Below are 17854 nucleotides of genomic sequence, written 5' to 3'. Positions count from 1 at the left end.
GGATATTTTTAATTATTGTTAAGTAATTGGATATGGATAACATTTTTTGCTATAATATCTGTTTTTGCTTTATATGCATCACTTGCACCCAAATATATTGGTTTTAATGCAAAAGCAATATCTACAAACTTGTTTTTACCATATTCAATTTTTGATGCATTTATAATTTCAATTTGATAATAACTGCGTGCTACAGCTGGATTATAGGCATCTTTTATAACATTATAATTATCATTAATAAACTTGATTAAATTAGTATATTTATCAAGATAATCTACTTTTTCTTGAGAATTTGCTTTATTATTTATTGATGCAACCATTTGCTCAGCACTCTCGGTTGCAGTTGATTTAAGACCATATGAAGAATTAACAGTTAAATAATCTGCTGATGCATATAATTTTGCTTGCCTTGATAAATATGTATATCAATCTTTTGCATCTTTGTTAGTATAATTATTAAATCCGACTAATCACAAAGGTGTAATTTGGTTAGTATATTTATCTTCAGCATTAGTTGGATTGAATCAAAACATTATTTTATATTGAATCATACCTAATGGAGCATATGCAGTGGTTTTATATGGTTTATAGACATTTTCATCATCCTTATATTTAACAAAATATGCTTTAAAAACACTTGGATCATAACTTTTTAGTCCATCATCGATATCAATAAAGTTTTGTAGCGATGCATCGTTTAGATCAACGATAATAGCAGGTTTTCCAAAAGATGAATCTAAATCATCAATGTTACTATATTTAGCATCTTTATATGCATCATCAAAGTCCTTGGTGGATTTTTTCATACCTGTTTTTGAGATATGTACTAATGGATCGAATAATAATGTGTTAGTTTTATTAGCAATAATTCAAGCTTTTGAGTATAAATTTTCAATTTTAAAAGTTTTTTCAATTGAATGATTATTTCCACTACTTAATTTCAAAGTCAGCGATAATGTACCATTTAATTCATTTAGATTACTAAATTTACTTTCATCAAAATTAAATGTTATTTCATTATCGAATCCATTTTTATTTGAAAAATTAAAGTATTTAAATAAATCTTTATCTGCTAATAAAGCTTTTTTAATACCAGATGCTCATCAACGTTTTTTTAATGTTAAGTGATTGATTGAATTAATTAGATTATTTAACTCATCAACACTAAGCTGTGCTTTTGTAGTAGGTTTAGCTATAGTTGTAAATGACTTATTTTCGTTAATATGTACACTACCAATTCCGATAACTTTATAAGTTGTTGCAAAATCTAAATTTAAAGTTTTTATTTCTAATTTATTAGTATTCGGATTTCATATACTATTTAAATTAATAAAATCTTCCGAGTCATTTTTTTGTATAACAATATTTGGAGACTGTTTATAGACAAATGTATTAACAGTGTTATTACTTTGTAAATCTAAAATAATATTATGTTGATAATTAAATTTATCATATGAATAGTTTATTGTATTTATATTATTTGTTGTTGGTTTACTTGCATCAATTCTTAATGTATCGTTACCTTTATTATTTTTATTTACAAAAATAGGTTTTGAATTTAAATATACTCTTGCGATGCTGTATGTTCCAGACGGAAAATTATTAATCTGTAAGCTTCCTGTATATTTATCATTTGTTTTAGTTAAATTTATATTTCATAAACCACCAAAATCACTTTTTATATCAACTGAAACAGGATCACTTGAATCGGCTGATAAACTAAGTGAAACATTTAAATTATTATTAGTATTAGTTATTTCAACATTTTGATATCTGGTGGTGTTAATATGTGTATCAATGATAAATGAAGCACCTTGTTTTAAAGTAAAAGTAAGTGTTCCGTGTTCACTTTGTCCATCACCATTAGTTAATTTTAATGCTTTGAGTTTATATGTTTTATTTGGTTCTAAATCATAATAATGTCCTTCATCAGCTTCTTCAGGATTATTTTTAACAAAGATGCGAATATTATCTAAACTTAATTGATTGTTATTATTTTCCTTAGGTGTAGCAAAAAAATCTAAATTGTAGTCTTTATTTGCACTTTCATCAGTAAATTCTGCTGTAAAGAAATACTGAGATCGATGAAGTGGAAATAAATCAATAACACCAAAATCTAATGACATCACATCAGATGAATCAGCTGAAACTTTATCTTCAAAAGTATATCCTAAACTATTTAATATTACCGGACGATTTCAGTCCAAGGTGGTAAATGATTTTTGTGATTCATCAGTTGGTAATGTTAAAGTTTTATCATTTAGTGTAACTGAATTTACAAAATACTTAGTATGAAAATCAAGATTATCAAGCACAATTTCAACATATGATTCAGATGGATTATAATCACTAAATTTATAAACTTTATTATCTAAATTTACTTCAAATTCATGATGGTTTTCATTTAAAAGATCGTTTGAACTAAAGTCAATATGCACTGTAGCAGAAGTAGCAGTGATATCTTTATAAGTTATTTTGCTAATTACAAATGAATCAGCAGCAACTTCTTTTGATGTTGTAAAAGAAAGTTGATTTTCTCGGTTTAATGCTATATCATTGTTATTTAAAGTTAATTTAGTTAGTTTGTAGGTTGTCTGTGGTTTTAGTGAATCTATTTGAAGCAATATCTTATGGTTTGATAAATATTTAAATTTATTATGTTTGGTTGTTGCTTCGTTGTTTGTTAAATCTACCGATAATGATGCTAATTCATTGTCTGTTATATCGCGGTTTAAATTAAACTCGATTGCAGCAGTATTTTTGCTTTTTGATACCAAATGTGCTTGATTAACTTGCAATGCATTAGAAGTGGTTGTAAAGGTGTGATTCAAGGATTTTATTGATAATGTCTTACCTTGATAACTTATAGAATTGATAGTATATGATTTTTGTGGGGTTAAATTAGTTAAAGTAAAATTGTAACTTTGAGTTTCTTGATTAAATGAAACTAAAATAGGTTGACTGTAATCGCTTACTTCTACATTTAATTGTGTGACATCTAAATTATTATCTGTCAAAGAGAATGTGATTGATAAACTGTTGTGACTAATCGAACTTGCTTGTAATGATTCAACTACATTTTCTGCTTTTGTCTTAAAACTAAAATTAAATGATGGAAATTCTTTATCATTTACTATCAATTTATTTAACTTATATGTTGTATTTATGTTTAGGTTTTCTAATTCAAAAGTTACTTCTTTTGTTTGTTTGTTAAATGACAAAGAAGTGTAGTTTTGATTATTTAATGTTAATATAAAATTACTTGCATCTAAAATATCAGATGATGTGTGAATCTTAATTTTTAATATAGCAGATGTTGTATGAACATTAGATGTTTGAACAGATTCGATTTTATATGATTCTTGTTTGTCAATAGGTTGAGATTTTTCACTTTCAGGATCAGGTTCATTTTTTTTTGGTGGTGTCAAATCACTTTGTTGTGTAGTTGTAAAAGAAAAATTATTGACATCTGAATTTAAAACACTATTTTTAAATTCTAATTTTATAAATGTATAGATAGTAGCAGGATTTAAATCATTTAAGTTAAATGTAATTTCTTTTTGGTTATTAGATGTTTTTATCTCAAAAGCTATATAAGAAGTGTTATTAAATGTTATTTTAAAATCCGTTGCATTATTATATTCAGGTTTGCTTGAATCAATTATGGCTTTTATTTTTGCTGATTTTGATGTTGTTTGTAATGTTGATAAATTAATTAATTTTGGATTTATAATTACTTGCTTTGGTTTATTATCAGTTTGATTAGAACATGCAGTAACTAATATTACCGTTGATGAAGTAATCCCTGATAATAAAAGAAAAATTTTCTGGTGTCTTTTTTTCATTTAAACCTTTCTTAAAATTAAGATATAAGAATAAAGATATAAATTTCACTTTATATCTTTATTTGCATAATAAATTTAGTGTTATAAATATAAAAATTAAAAATGAAAAATTACTTTGATTAAATTACTTATTAATGAAAAGTATAAACAAGATAAACACTAAATAAATTCTTTGCTCTATAATTATATATTTTTATTTGTAATTTACGATAAATAAATGAAAATTTTTCCATTATTTAACCATAAATATATTATAACTATCTTATTTAAATATATAAAAACAGATAAGAAAATCTTGTGCAACTTATATCAACATTATTGATTCAGTGTTTTATTTAATTGTGTTTATAGAATCCCTCCCCTCCAGAGAAATTTGAACAATATTTCATTATACACGGAAATTTTTCAACAATTAATAAAGAAATATAATTTTATAATTATCTAAGTATATTTATAAAATATTGATTTATCATATTAATTAAGTTTTTGATTAATCAATACGATCTTGGAATCATTCGCTAATCTTTGTTAATATTTGTTTCTACGGATATAGTTTTAGAAACAATATATTCTTATAATTTATAAAATCAGTTAACTAATTAAATATCAAAAAACAGAAATTAATTTTCTGCTTTTTGTTCTTGCTCTTGTGCTTTTGAATCTTTATTCTTTTCTTTGCGAGGAGCAGCAATTCATGAAATAACAACTCCAACAACTGCTAGAATACCAATTACAATCGATGTAATAATTATAGCTGCTGTAGTAGATTTAGATTCTGGTTCTTCAATCACTTCTTTTTGAGTTGCTATTTTTTCGGTTATCTTTAGTTGTACCTTTTTAAGATCTTCTATTGTTGCTGCTTTTTGCACTTCATTTGAAAGAACTTGGACTTCATCGTTGTCGCTTATTTTTTTAATTTCACGATTTAATTTCTCTTTAAAGTTTTGTATCAGTTCTTGGTTATTTATTTGACTTCAGACATTTATAAACAATGTAGATAAATCTTGTAATTTATCAGATGGTAATGTTTCACCTGTTTTAGCATTATTGATTTCTGCTAATTTTTCATTTGCAACATCTTGAACTGATTTTTTGGTATTTTTATCTTTTTCATTAGGTAACTTGCTTATAAGTTCTTTTAATTTATTCTCTGCATCTGATAATTTAGATGATTCTATAACTAACTTATTAATTGAATTTTTTAAATCTGAATTAACTTGATCTTCTTGCGCTTGTGTAATTGATGTACCATTAGTTAATAAATCTTGCAGTTGATTTATAAGTTTTGTTTTTTCATCTGAAAACTGTTTAAATGAATCCACAGTGAAAAATGCATTTTCTTTTCAGGTGTTTTCAATTTCTAATTTAAGTGAATTAATATTAGTGGTGTTAAGATCTTTAATAGCAGGTTGAATCAATGTTGCATCAAGGAAAATTTCAGTTAATTTAGTTAATTGTTCTGTTTTTTGATTATTATCTTTTGCATCTGCATAAGATTTTTTAAAGTCTGCTACTTTTTTATCAATTTCTGCTTGAACTTCTGCGGCACCATCATTTTTTATTTTTGTTGTTAAATCTGTTATGATTTTATAAACATCATCTAATTTTGCATCATTTATCACTAATTGATACTTATAATGAATAATTTTTGAATTTGCTAGTCTTACATCAAAAACAGTAATTTCTTTTTTGTCAAGTTTTTCATCAAGAATTTTCTTCTCATCATCTACTATTTTTTTATATTGACTAAAAGATTTATCAGTGAAAATGCTATTTTCGTTAGTTAAAATTGACGCTATAAGTTGTTTGTATCCATCTTTTGCTTCTTGTAACTCTTTTGTTTCCTGTTTTGATGAATTTTTATTATCTGAATCGGTTTTCTTATCTGATTCATTTGTTTTAACTTCATTATCACCATCAAAATATTTTAATGGTGCTAATGACATATGCATTGATTGAGTTTTAGTTGGAACATTCTTTACCGAAATATAAGAAGCAACAACTGCAGTTGTCGCTACTGCTGTGACACTAGATGAAATTAGTAAAAGCGATATTAATTTCTTTTTGATTTTCATTTTACTCCATTTATTTATATAAATATATCGAATTATTTTATATACACGATATTATTATTATATCAAAATTTTATATATAAGATTTAGTGAATTTATTATTTTTTTATCTATTTTAAGGAAATATTTTCAATTGAAATTTAAAACTTACATAACTATACCGCTATCTTCTTCAATAACTAAGTCATTCTCTTGTTTATTATCAACATCTGAATTTTCATCATTATCTGATTTACTTTCTTTATCTATATTTTTAACAATTTTAACATTTATTTCATTCTTAGTCTCTTTCGCATCTTCATTTAATGAAGATATATTAGGATTGAGAATATCATTAAAAACGATATTTATTTTGTCATCAAAATTTTCATTAAATATGTCCTTTACATTGATATCTGCTTTATTAATATCATAATTACTATCATTTTCAGAATCTGCTCAATAATTTTTATATTTATTCTTTATATCTAGTTCATTAAAAATACATTTCTTATTTGCTGCATCTTTAATCCATCTAAATTATTATCATAATAGTCTTTTATATCAATTTTTGCTTGTAAACCTATTCTAATTTGCTGCATTTGATCGTATTCTCATTTTGAATCCAAATATTTATCAACATCAACTGATGCTTGTAAACCTAAATAAATTTGTTCAAGTTGCCTTGGTGAATATTTGTTAAAATCAAGTTTTTTATCTTCAAGAAATTGTGGATAATCCTTTTTTAAAAAAGATTTAAACTTTTCAAATAAATGATGTTTTTGAATTATTTCAGTATATGTTGTGTATATTCCACCAGCTAAATCATCAAGTTCTAAAATAGTATCTGGATAATTGTTATTATTTAGAATTTTGTTTATTTGTCATTTAGCAGAATTAAGATATTTATATCCATCTGGTTTTATTTGTAATTCAGAATAATTTCTTCATAAAAACTCTTTATGTGAATATTTAGTTTGTGTATGAATTTTATTTTTGTTGATATTTATATAACTAAGTGAAACATAAGGTGGATTTTTAGTTAAGTTTTGATAAATTTTATTATAAATACTTTTGATATCATTAATATCAAAATAATTTGTATTTAAAAATATTACTGAATCTTTATCAAAAACTTTATATAGATCTTGTTTATTTATATGAAAAATTTGTGTTGTATCAATATAACTTACTTTATTATTTAACATCTTTGAATTAGTTATTTCAACTTCGTAATTATATTTAAATCTCTTTTTATTATCAAAATCAGATGCACTACGAGCAGAAACATAATAATATTCATTATCTTGATAATTTTTAAAAAATATTATAGGATGCTTACCAATATTAATTCCTAAGCGATTATATGTTATTGAATATTTTGGCATTACTAATTTCATTAAAATATCTTTTTCTCTCATCATATTCCTTTATCACTTAATATCTAAACTATATTTGATATAATTATAAAACTAAAATTGAGTTAGATAAATGTCTAATTTTTAGTTAAAAAGAATATAATTATTCTAATAAAAAACTTAACAAGAATTTGTTATTTTTTTACTATGTAAAAGGAGGTTTGATGCAAGAAAACAAAAATGATTCGTTAGAAACTCAAAAAGAAAATGTAACAAATGAAACCAGCATTTGTGATCCAATTTTTGAAGAAACCAAAAAAGCCGAAAATGATAATAGTTTAATTTCAAAAATATCACGAAAAACACTTACATTAGAAATTGGAGAAATTCTAGCAGGAACCAGCGAAAGAAAAACTCGTTTAGTTAAAAAAAATACCATTTATAAAAGAACCAAAATGGCAAATTTCGGATTGAAACTAAGTTTGCTTTATTCACAAAAACCTTTTTGAAAACTTGTTTTAATTACAATTGCTGCTGCTGTCTTTTTTGGTGTTATTTCGGTTTTTTTAGTTAAAAATGTCGGAATTTATAACTTTGGATTAGCAACTTTTGGACAAGCTTTATCAAAACTTTTAATTGTTTTGCTTCCAAAAGGAAGTGTTACACTAGGAATTCGTAACTTTTTAGATCAATTTGTCTTTTGATTAGCTTATATTATCCTAAGCATACCGATATTTATTTTTGGTTATAAAAAAATAGGTAAATTATTTACGAATTTAACGGTAATTTTTTTAGTTGTTTCTTCATTAGTTTCCTTCGGATTAGGATTTATTCATAATATTGGTTCAATCTACTTAATTGGTGATTTTTCAAATGCTGAAATTAAAAAATCACTTTCTGAATGACAGCAACCATTAAGCGGGATAATCCCACTAACCTGAAAAGATGGTGGAAATATTATTGCATTATTTGTTTTTGCTATTATATACGGATTTTTACTTGCATGAATTTTTGCAATTATTCAGATAATCGGTGGAACTGCTGGAGTTACAGGGATTATTGGTGAATGATATGCAAATACTAAGCAAAAATCATTTGGTTCTATTTCAGGTAATATTAACATTATAATTGTTTTAATCGGTGTGTTAATTGGTTCATGATTGCCTGGTTCACTACTTTTGGAAGCAGCATCAAAATCAGGTAATATTTCTGGTCATGAACTTGCTCAAATAAACTCCTTAAAGTGATCATTTCAATTATATTTATCTCCGAATTTTGTTGCAACAATCTTAACAAATATTGTCTATATCATTGTTTTAAATAAGTTGTATCCAAAATTTAAGTTAGTCCGTGTTGAAATTTACTCACTCAAAAAAGCAGTAGAAATCGCTCAAATCATTAAAGTTGACCGTAAAATTGTTACAGGTGTAAGTTTGTTTAAAGCACAAGGTGGTTATTCAAATGAATTATTAGATGTTGTTACATCAATTACATTGTTTAGACAAGTAAATCGAATTATAAAAGATGTCCGAAAAATAGATAGCGATGCATTTATAGCAATATCCGATGTTACCAGCATTGATGGACACATTTTCTTACCACAAAACAAATTTTAAAAAACCAAGTTTCCTTGGTTTTTTTGTATCATCATATTATTTGCTACTAGCAAAAGGACATAAATGAATAACATTACACAATTTGAGAATTATTTTTTACCTTGGGGGTACAAGGCTAAATAATTATAATTAAAGTATTTGAAAATATTAAATATTTACAAATAAAATTCACTTTTTTATTCTATAAATAAAATTATTTCCACATTTGTTCCATTTTTTTATTTTTAATACCTTTAAATGTATTTCTTACTCTTTCGTTTCTACATCATTTAAAATTTGATTAAAAATATCTATTATCAATGAATGAGGTATGGCAGAAGCGGGTCCTGCTTCACATATTTGTTCATTTACCATTTTATTTTTTTGAACAGGTGTTTTATATCTTTGCACAAAATCCATTGCACCCATACCACTTTTGACTTTACGAGCCTTAATCATCCGATTCAATGAAGCCAATCCTAACATCCTACTATCCAAATCGCGTCTAAGTTTAATGTTGTGATCATCTTTTAATACATAATACTTTTCACCATTAATTTCTTGTATCGTATAAGGTGGATCGATTCTTCCTTTTTTTAAAATTAATTTTAAATTACTATAAAAATAAGTTGCTTTTGTTGTTAGAAAACCATATTTTCCATAGCTTGCTTCATTAAAGTAATGATTTTCATTGTGAAAATCTTTACGGTTAAATTGTATATATTTTCACATCATTGATTGTTTAGGATTTTCAATATAAAAATATTTTGGTTTATAAAACTTTATTAATTCAATTGTATTATTTAAACATTTTTCACCCAGACGTTTGATAAAAAGTTGCACATCTGCCTTTAAATTTTTAGTAAAACCACCCTTTAATCTTTCAAATTCTTCTACACTTCGTTCTAAAACATAATCCTTGGTTTCATTTAGCTTTCAAAAAGGAGTTCCTCCGCCTTTCATTGCTAAAACACAACTGAAACTTTGACACAATGGACTAGCAACGATAATATCAGGTCTAGGATATTTTCAAAATAATTGCACTATATTATCTGATGCTAAATCTAATTTATAATGGTTGTTTCTAGTAGGTTCAGTAATATCTCATGTATATATTTCAAATTTGTCTTTTAAATATTTATCTTCATTTATTGCATTAAATACCGAGTTTTGACCACCACCAAATAAATCCCAGACAATTAATTTCTTCATAATTCATCCGTATAAATTTCAAATAATTTTTTTATTTCTTTGATATCAGTATTTTTGATAATAAAACTATCAAAATCACTTTGTATATTTTTATTAAATAAATTGTTATAAAGCGAATTAATTATTTTAAAGCTAAGTTCTTTTTTAATAGATTCTTTCGAAGAGCCTTTATGAATCCCTGTATGACAAGCAGCACACAATGGAATTAAATTTGTGCTACTATGAATCATATTTCAATCAATTATTTCACCTTTATCCTTAAAATACTTAATAAAATATCATTTCGGAACAATATGATGAATATCTACATAAGATAAACCGTAATTATTTAATTTATCTATATCAATGTTTTCACCAAGTGGGCATTTATAGTCATAATTTGAGCTTATCAAGGCACATTTATAATTTCAAAAACTTCTAATTTTTAAGACTTCATTTTGGTTTATTTTTGGGCCTTTGTTTATAAGTGAATTTTGAATTTCAATATTTTCAGAATATGGATTAAAATTCATCTTATTAACTGTTTCTTTAAAATTATCAAAAATTTCTTCATCAAAGTCATTCGATGTTACATAGTATAAATATTTTATTTTTGATTGCTTATTTTTCTTAATTCAATAAGGCAAAATTACATCCGAATTTAATGGTAGTATCTTATTTTTTAAATCACTATATTCCATTAAAATAAATGAATTTGATACAGATACTTGTTTGTTATAACCAAAAAATGATTTACTCATAAAAACTAAGTAAACATCTTTATTTTCACGGTATCCAGCTACTAAAATAGAATCTTTTTTATTTATCACATCATCTAAAAACGAATCATTTCTTAACCTTATTTTGTTAGGCTGATAAATATTACAAAAAGATGTAAAGTGTATATAATACAATGATTTTTGATTCATATTTTTGAATTTTGATAACTGGTATCCTAAATTAGATAAATAACTAAATAACCTTGTCTTTTTAAAATCTTCTAACGGTATTTGTGATTTAGATAAATGTTTATAAATCTCTTGATAATTCTTTTGCATAAAATCCTTATAAGTTATAAATTATAACAATTATTTTTGCTGCTGCTTGTTTATATCTAGTAATTTTATGTTTATTTTCATAACATATTCTGAATCTAACTCACATCCTATGAAATTTCTATTTAATTCTTTTGCTACAAATGATGTAACACCACTACCACTAAATAAATCTAGAACAAGATCTCCCGGATTAGAACTTGCTTTTATCATTCTTTCAATCATTGTTTTCGGTTTCGGTGTTGGATGATTAGTCTTCACAACCTTGCCGTTAACTTTATTCGTATGTCTAACCGACGGAATTTCTCAAATATCAGTACATAATTTACCATTCGGATTAGGTGTTCATCGTTTCCCTTTTTTAATTATCCCTTTGTTTTTAGCATTCAAAAGTCGCTTCTTCGAAAGATATTCAGTTCTTATATCATTATAATTGAATGTATATTTATTAGATTTTGTTAGGAATGTAATTGTCTCTTGATTATTAACATATTTTTTCTTACTTGGTGAAAAACCATCTTTTTTATATCAAATAATATTATTTTTAAATAACATCCCTTTGTTAATTAAATAAACTAAAATGAAAGCAGAATTATATGAATTATTGAACAAATATATGCTTGCTGTATCTTTTAATTTCATAACTGCTAAATCTAATCAAGAATACATAAATTCAAAATATTCCTGATTAGATTCAAATTTATCTCAACTGCTTTTATTTAAATTATAAGGTGGATCTGCAATGATTAAATCAACTGAGTTATCTTTTAAATTCTTTAAAAACTCAATAACATCCATCTGATACACTTTATTAACTTCCATATTACTCCTATAACTTTTATATTATAAATCTTAATATATGAATATCTTCACAAAACGTTTTATATATTGTTATTTTTGATGTTTTTGTTGAATAAATTCCATATTTTTTGTTCTTTAATTCTCTTCTTTTGAAAAACTATATAATAATCATATGCTAAAAATTTATGTTTGTGGGCCTACTGTATATAATGATGTGCATATCGGGAACCTTAGACCAATATTAACTATGGATCTTATTTTAAAAGCTGCCAGAGCATTAAATATCGACTTTAAATTTATACATAATATAACAGATATCGATGATAAAATCATTAATAGAGCTTTACAAGAAAATGTCAGCGAATCAGAAATAGCTACAAAGTATGCAACTTATTATTTAGATATTTTAAAAAAGTTAAAAGTTGACACAGTTTATCAATATGAATATGTTACAAAAAATTTGGATATTATTGAAGATTTTATAAAAAAAATGACAGTAAAAAATCATACATATACGTCACAAAATTCATTATATTTTAGTGTAAAAAATAACTTATCACACTATGGTGTAGTATCAAAACAAAAAATAGAGCATATGATTTTCGATGAAAATCTTAGTGAACATAAAAGATTTTATGCTGATTTTGTTTTATGAAAAACAACCGATAAAGGGATAAAATATAATTCATCTTTTGGAACAGGTAGACCAGGCTGACATACTGAGTGTGCTGCATTAGTTTATAAACATTTTAATATTGATGGACTTGATATCCACGGAGGTGGGATGGATTTGACATTTCCACATCATGAAAATGAAAATATCCAATATTTTGCAGTAACAGATAATGATATCACCAAAAAATGATTGCGAACTGGACAAATTAATTTAAAAGGACAAAAGATGTCTAAATCATTACAAAATTTTATTTTAGCAAAAGACTTTTTGAATCAATATACAGGTGATCACCTAAAATTATTATTTTTACTAAATTCTTTTACAGCAAATATTAACATCGATGATAATGCAATAAACAATATCGAAATTTTGTTAAAAAGAATTAAGAATATCTTCTTTTTAAAATACCTGAAAAACATCGGAAATGACTATGATAAAGATAAATACAAAAATATTATGCGACTTTTATATCAACAAAAATTTTCTGATTTTAATAAAAAGATTAATGATTTAATTAAAAACATTAATATCAATAAAAAAAGCAATGATATTAGTTTACTTACTGAAATTTTTAGTACCTTAAGATTTGATATCTGTGATTTTGATTATCTACCTTATGTCAAAATATATCATCAATGACAAGAACATCTGCAAAATAAAGACTACCAAAATGCAGATTTACTCAGAAATACCTTAATGGAACAAAAATTGGTCTAAATATGGACAAATGTTATGAAAAATTTTAAAGAAAATATGAAAGAATTATTAGTGTGTGGAAAAAACACCTTGCTTGACGCAATTGCTGCTAAATATAAATTTAAAAAAATATATTTAGCTAAAGCAGAATACACTAAATTTTTAAAGAAGACTAACAATGTAGAAATAAAGGATAATGCTTTTTTAAATAATATAACCAAGGAAAACCACCAAGGGTTTATTGGTATATTAGATGGTTTTAATTATAAAGATATAAATCTTATAATTAAAACCAAACCACAATGTATTTTAATTTTAGATCATTTACAAGATCCACATAATTTTGGTGCAATCATTAGAACTGCTAATGCAGCCGGAATCAAAGACATTATTATTCCAAAAGAAAAAAGTGTTTTAATTAATTCTACCGTGTTAAAAGTTGCATCTGGTGGTTTTGTAAATATCAATTTTTACAAAGTATCTAGTCTTTCGGCAACAATTTTGAAACTTCAAAAATTTGGGTATTGATCTTATGCTACCACCATAGATGCTAAGGCAATTCCACACACACAAATAAAATATAATAAACCAACTATTTTAGTTGTAGGAAATGAAGGAGATGGAGTTTCAAAAAGTGTTTTGTCAGTCTGCGATCAAAGTGTTTATATCAAACAATACGGAAGCATACAATCTTTAAATGTTTCGGTTGCAACTGGTATTATCCTTTTTGATTATATCAGTAAATTAAATGAGGACTAAGTTCCAGATCAAAAATCTTGATTCAGAAGTTATTGAGTTTTTAAACTTGGATGAAAGCAAGAAACACATCACAAATAATCAGATTATTCAATCATTTATAAAGCAATACCAGCAAATTTTATTCGCTGTATGTCATAAAATCCAAAATGTATATTTTGATCATGTATTTAGTTTTGATGAGATATTAAATGCAGCATATTATGAACTATTGCAGATGTTAAAAACAAAACGCAATCAGCAGGACATCCCTTTTGCTAACTATTTTTGAAGTATGCTAAAGTATCGCATTATCAATTTTTTTAATGCTCATTATGGAAGTCAAAGTCGTTTTGAAAACAAGATCGGTAGACACAATATAAATTTCAATCGTTTGCAAAACAAACTTTCATGATATAAAAACTTTCAAGAAAGAAACAATAAAAACGAAGCATATGTAAAATTAATTTCAATTATGCATCTGTTAAATGAACAAGAAAGAAATTATTTGCAAAACTTATTAAATAATAATAAAATGCATTATACAAATTCAAAACAAAAAGAAATTACAACAAACATCCGAGCAAAAATTACTGATTTCTTCTAAAAAAATAGTCCAATAATTATGGGCTATTTTTTAAAATTTGGTAGAATATATTACAAAAGGAAATTATGTCAGATCAAAGCAATAAACCATCTTATTATGTTACAGAACCAAGACAAAATGAATTTAAAAATAAATTAATTTCTTATATGCAAACTGATGCAATGTCGCGTTACGAAGAACCTGTTGCAAGTTTGCTTCGTAAAAATATTAGTAATAATTTTGAAGTATCTAGAGATAAATTTGGTTCAATTATTTTTTATAAAAAAGCAAGTAGCCCTAATGCTCCAAAAGTAATGATTGCTGCTCATATGGACGAAGTAGGATATTTAGTTCGTGATTTTACCAAAACTGGACAACTTCTTTTAACTCCAGTAGGCGGAATTTGAGCCTCTGTTGTTATTGGAACTAAAGCAAAATTAATCACTTCATCAAAACAAGAGTATATAGGTGTTTTCGGGCATACCAGCATCCATATTATGGAAGCATCAAAAATTTCACAAGCTCTTACAAATAATGATTTATATGCAGATTTTGGTTTTTATTCAAAAGAACAAGCAATTGCTGCAGGAGTTCAAATAGGGGATAGAGTTTATTTATCAGGTGAAACAATTTTGTTCAATGATACAAATTTAATTGGTGGAAAAGCAATGGATAATCGTGCAGGTGTAGCAGTTTTAGATGAAATTGCCTCACAGATAGCCAATTGTGATTTAGATGTAAATTTATATTTAGTAGGAACTGTACAAGAAGAAGTTGGAACCCGTGGTGCTCGAACATCAGTTTCAATTATTAACCCAGATATTGCAATTGCTCTTGATACTACATCTTCACATGATACATATGCAACTATACCAGGTAGCACCAAATTAAATGCAGGTGCTGCAATCCGTGTAAAAGATGGTGGAACTTTGATGGACCCAAAACTAATTGATGCATTTATAAAAATATCAAATAAATATCAAATTCCTACTTATAAATTTGTTGCTGCTGGTGGAGGAACTGACGCTAAGGAATTACAATTTGCTCCAGGTGGGGCATCTGTGTTAACAATTTCACTACCACAAAGATACTTACATAGTCCCATCGGGGTTTGTGCAATTTCTGATTTATTAGCTGCTAGTGATTTGATAGTTAATTTTCTTAAGGATTTTAATGATTCAGAATATCAAAAAATTAAGTATAATTAATTATTAAGGAGTAACAATGGTTGAAATGTCAACAGGAGCATTTGTTGGTATGATGATAGGTGTTATCATTTTTGTTATTTTTGCCGCTGCAGTTGTAACATTTATTGTTGCAAAAAAAATGTTTCAAAAACAACTTAAAGAAAATCCACCTATTACAGAAAAACAAATTCGAATAATGTTTAAACAAATGGGACGCACTGCTAGTGAATCACAAATTAGACAAATTATGCGTTCTATGCAATCTGATAAATAATCTCTAAGGAGTTACATGAGTTTTTGGTTTAAGGTTCGTAAATTCCTTAAGTCTTTAAAATTAGTCCAGTTATTTATAAAATTTTTAAACTGACGCAGAAATATTTCGCAATTAAAATATCTTTTAATTGTTTATTTTTTTGTAGTTTTGATTTTTAGTTTACTGCTTTGAAGTCCAATTACTCAAAAGACATATAATCATAACTGAACTTCATTTGATAATTATATCAATGCTTTATTTACAACAGCGAGTGCTTTTTCAGATACCGGATTAGTTGTCTATGATACTTTTTCACATTGAAATTATTTTGGTCAAGCGATTATTGCTATTTTAATTTTACTTGGTGGAATCGGGATATTTGCCTTAAAATTCTTTATTTTCAATTATTTATTAGGTAGACAAATCACATCAATTGGAAATGTGCAACTGCTCCAGCATGAACGCGGTAGTTCGGATGTTAATGTAACTATAAAATTAATTATATCTTCTTTGAAATTTTTATTAATTGTCATACTTATTTCAAGTATTTTAATGTCGATTTATTTTTATTACACTCCACCACAACAAACATTAGGAATTAAATCATATTTACAAACACAAGGCGAATATATAAATCCTTATAAAAACTGAGCACACTCATTTAGATTTGGTTTCTTTCACACTATTTCAGCTATCAATAATGCTGGTTTTGACATTATTTCTGGTAATTCAATCATGCCTTATTATCTTAATTTTGGATTACAAATATGATTTATCATCCTTTTTGTGATAGGTGGCTTAGGTTATCCAACAATATATGATATCCATCGCTATTTAAAACATAAAATCCGTAGATACCAAGGAAAACATCGCTTTAGTTTATTTACCAAAGTTTCAATTATTTCCTATATTTTAGTATTTTTAGTAGGTTTTATTTTAACAATTTCCTTTGAAGCAACATCTAAATCACAAAATACTATCTGAAATAAAGTTTATATCCCAGGAGCATATTATCAAGAATACAATACTTGATTATCTGCAATTAATAATAACCAAAAATTTTCACATCTTTTAAATATCACAAATTCAAATAATCTTAGTGATTCGGAATTAAAAATATACAATTTATTAAACACAAGTAAGGATAATCTTGAAAATTTAAAACATTATATTAATCAAGGTTATATGTACGGAAACAATTTTGATAAAACTTTTGCGATAATATTCACAACTTTTTCAACACGTTCTGCTGGTTTTTCAAGTGTGAATTTACGAGATTTTAGTGCAAGTTCAATTTTAATATGAACAGCTATGATGTTTATTGGTGCTGCACCATCATCAACAGGTGGTGGAATACGAACAACTACTTTTGCTGTCTTGCTAATGACTACCATCTCTGTTTTAATGGGTCGCAAACGGGTAAGAATGTTTAAACGTGCTATTGAACAAAAAACCGTCTTTATGGCTACACAAACTTTTATTTTAGCTTTTGTCTTAGTCTTTTTTGTCACTTTAATCACATTTACTTCCTTTGATGTTTCAGGTGGACACATCAGTACATCAAATATGATGCAAACTGGTTCAAATTTATCAAAACCTTATTATGATCCAATGCATATCATTTTTGAAGTTTCTAGTGCTTTCGGAACTACCGGATTAAGCACTGGAATAACTAAAGATCTCAATGTTGCTTCAAAACTTGCATTAATATTAACAATGTTTATCGGTCAATTCGGTGTTTCATCAACCTTGTTGGTATGAAAACGTAAGAAATCAAAAGATCGCAGTTATGAATACATCGATGCTGATCTAGCAATCGGTTAGG

At 25.8% G+C, this 17854-nt stretch carries 14 protein-coding genes; 8 read left to right on the top strand and 6 right to left on the bottom strand.

Annotation, left to right across the window (positions count from 1 at the left end; all coding sequences use genetic code 4):
• Positions 1-8 precede the first annotated feature (8 nt).
• Positions 9-3845, bottom strand: coding sequence for a hypothetical protein (locus tag ACXYRR_RS01035; RefSeq protein ID WP_458597361.1), 3837 nt, complete (start codon positions 3843-3845; stop codon positions 9-11).
• Positions 3846-4465: 620 nt separating this feature from the next.
• A complete protein-coding gene (locus ACXYRR_RS01030) occupies positions 4466-5920 on the bottom strand; it encodes a hypothetical protein (protein WP_458597360.1) in 1455 nt (484 codons plus the stop codon).
• 130 nt (positions 5921-6050) lie between these two features.
• Between ACXYRR_RS01030 and ACXYRR_RS01025 the strand changes: the two genes are divergently transcribed.
• Positions 6051-6332, top strand: a complete 282-nt coding sequence (locus ACXYRR_RS01025; RefSeq protein WP_458597359.1) for a hypothetical protein — start codon at positions 6051-6053, stop codon at positions 6330-6332.
• Between the two features lie 52 nt (positions 6333-6384).
• On the opposite strand, the gene ACXYRR_RS01020 is transcribed toward ACXYRR_RS01025, so the two are convergent.
• Complete coding sequence (locus tag ACXYRR_RS01020) at positions 6385-7317, bottom strand: Mbov_0400 family ICE element protein (RefSeq protein ID WP_458597358.1); 933 nt, start codon at positions 7315-7317, stop codon at positions 6385-6387.
• 161 nt (positions 7318-7478) lie between these two features.
• On the opposite strand from ACXYRR_RS01020, the gene ACXYRR_RS01015 reads away from it, so the two are divergent.
• Entirely contained in the window at positions 7479-8870 is a 1392-nt protein-coding gene (locus tag ACXYRR_RS01015; protein WP_458597357.1) for a DUF2179 domain-containing protein, read from the top strand.
• Between the two features lie 246 nt (positions 8871-9116).
• Here the strand turns inward: ACXYRR_RS01015 and ACXYRR_RS01010 are convergent, their stop codons facing one another.
• The 3 genes from ACXYRR_RS01010 to ACXYRR_RS01000 are packed head-to-tail and all read right to left on the bottom strand — an operon-like array spanning position 9117 to position 11917.
• Positions 9117-10061 (bottom strand): hypothetical protein, encoded by a 945-nt coding sequence (locus ACXYRR_RS01010; RefSeq protein ID WP_458597356.1) that lies wholly within the window; start codon positions 10059-10061, stop codon positions 9117-9119.
• Complete coding sequence (locus ACXYRR_RS01005; RefSeq protein WP_458597355.1) at positions 10049-11098, bottom strand: hypothetical protein; 1050 nt, start codon at positions 11096-11098, stop codon at positions 10049-10051. The genes ACXYRR_RS01010 and ACXYRR_RS01005 overlap by 13 nt, the downstream gene beginning before the upstream one ends.
• A 30-nt stretch (positions 11099-11128) precedes the next feature.
• Positions 11129-11917, bottom strand: coding sequence for a DNA-methyltransferase (locus ACXYRR_RS01000; protein ID WP_458597354.1), 789 nt, complete (start codon positions 11915-11917; stop codon positions 11129-11131).
• 151 nt (positions 11918-12068) lie between these two features.
• Between ACXYRR_RS01000 and ACXYRR_RS00995 the strand changes: the two genes are divergently transcribed.
• From ACXYRR_RS00995 to ACXYRR_RS00970, 6 genes are all read left to right on the top strand, one after another.
• Complete coding sequence (locus ACXYRR_RS00995; protein ID WP_458597353.1) at positions 12069-13289, top strand: class I tRNA ligase family protein; 1221 nt, start codon at positions 12069-12071, stop codon at positions 13287-13289.
• A 15-nt stretch (positions 13290-13304) separates the two neighbouring features.
• Complete coding sequence (gene rlmB, locus ACXYRR_RS00990; protein ID WP_458597352.1) at positions 13305-14027, top strand: 23S rRNA (guanosine(2251)-2'-O)-methyltransferase RlmB; 723 nt, start codon at positions 13305-13307, stop codon at positions 14025-14027.
• Positions 14017-14610: a hypothetical protein gene (locus ACXYRR_RS00985; protein ID WP_458597351.1), complete on the top strand. Its 594-nt coding sequence runs from the start codon at positions 14017-14019 to the stop codon at positions 14608-14610. Before rlmB ends, ACXYRR_RS00985 begins: the two co-directional genes overlap by 11 nt.
• Positions 14611-14675: 65 nt before the next feature.
• On the top strand, positions 14676-15797 hold the full coding sequence (locus ACXYRR_RS00980; protein WP_458597350.1) for a zinc-binding metallopeptidase family protein: 1122 nt from the start codon (positions 14676-14678) through the stop codon (positions 15795-15797).
• A 16-nt stretch (positions 15798-15813) separates the two neighbouring features.
• Entirely contained in the window at positions 15814-16050 is a 237-nt protein-coding gene (locus ACXYRR_RS00975) for a YneF family protein (protein WP_458597349.1), read from the top strand.
• A 15-nt stretch (positions 16051-16065) separates the two neighbouring features.
• The gene (locus ACXYRR_RS00970) at positions 16066-17853 is read left to right on the top strand and encodes a potassium transporter TrkG (RefSeq protein WP_458597348.1); all 1788 of its coding nucleotides are present in this window, start codon (positions 16066-16068) and stop codon (positions 17851-17853) included.
• Position 17854 lies beyond the last annotated feature (1 nt).

Source organism: Mycoplasma sp. 246B (genome assembly GCF_054353935.1).
The sequence above is the reverse complement of the archived record's forward strand: the minus strand, read 5'-3'. Positions and strand labels throughout refer to the sequence as shown.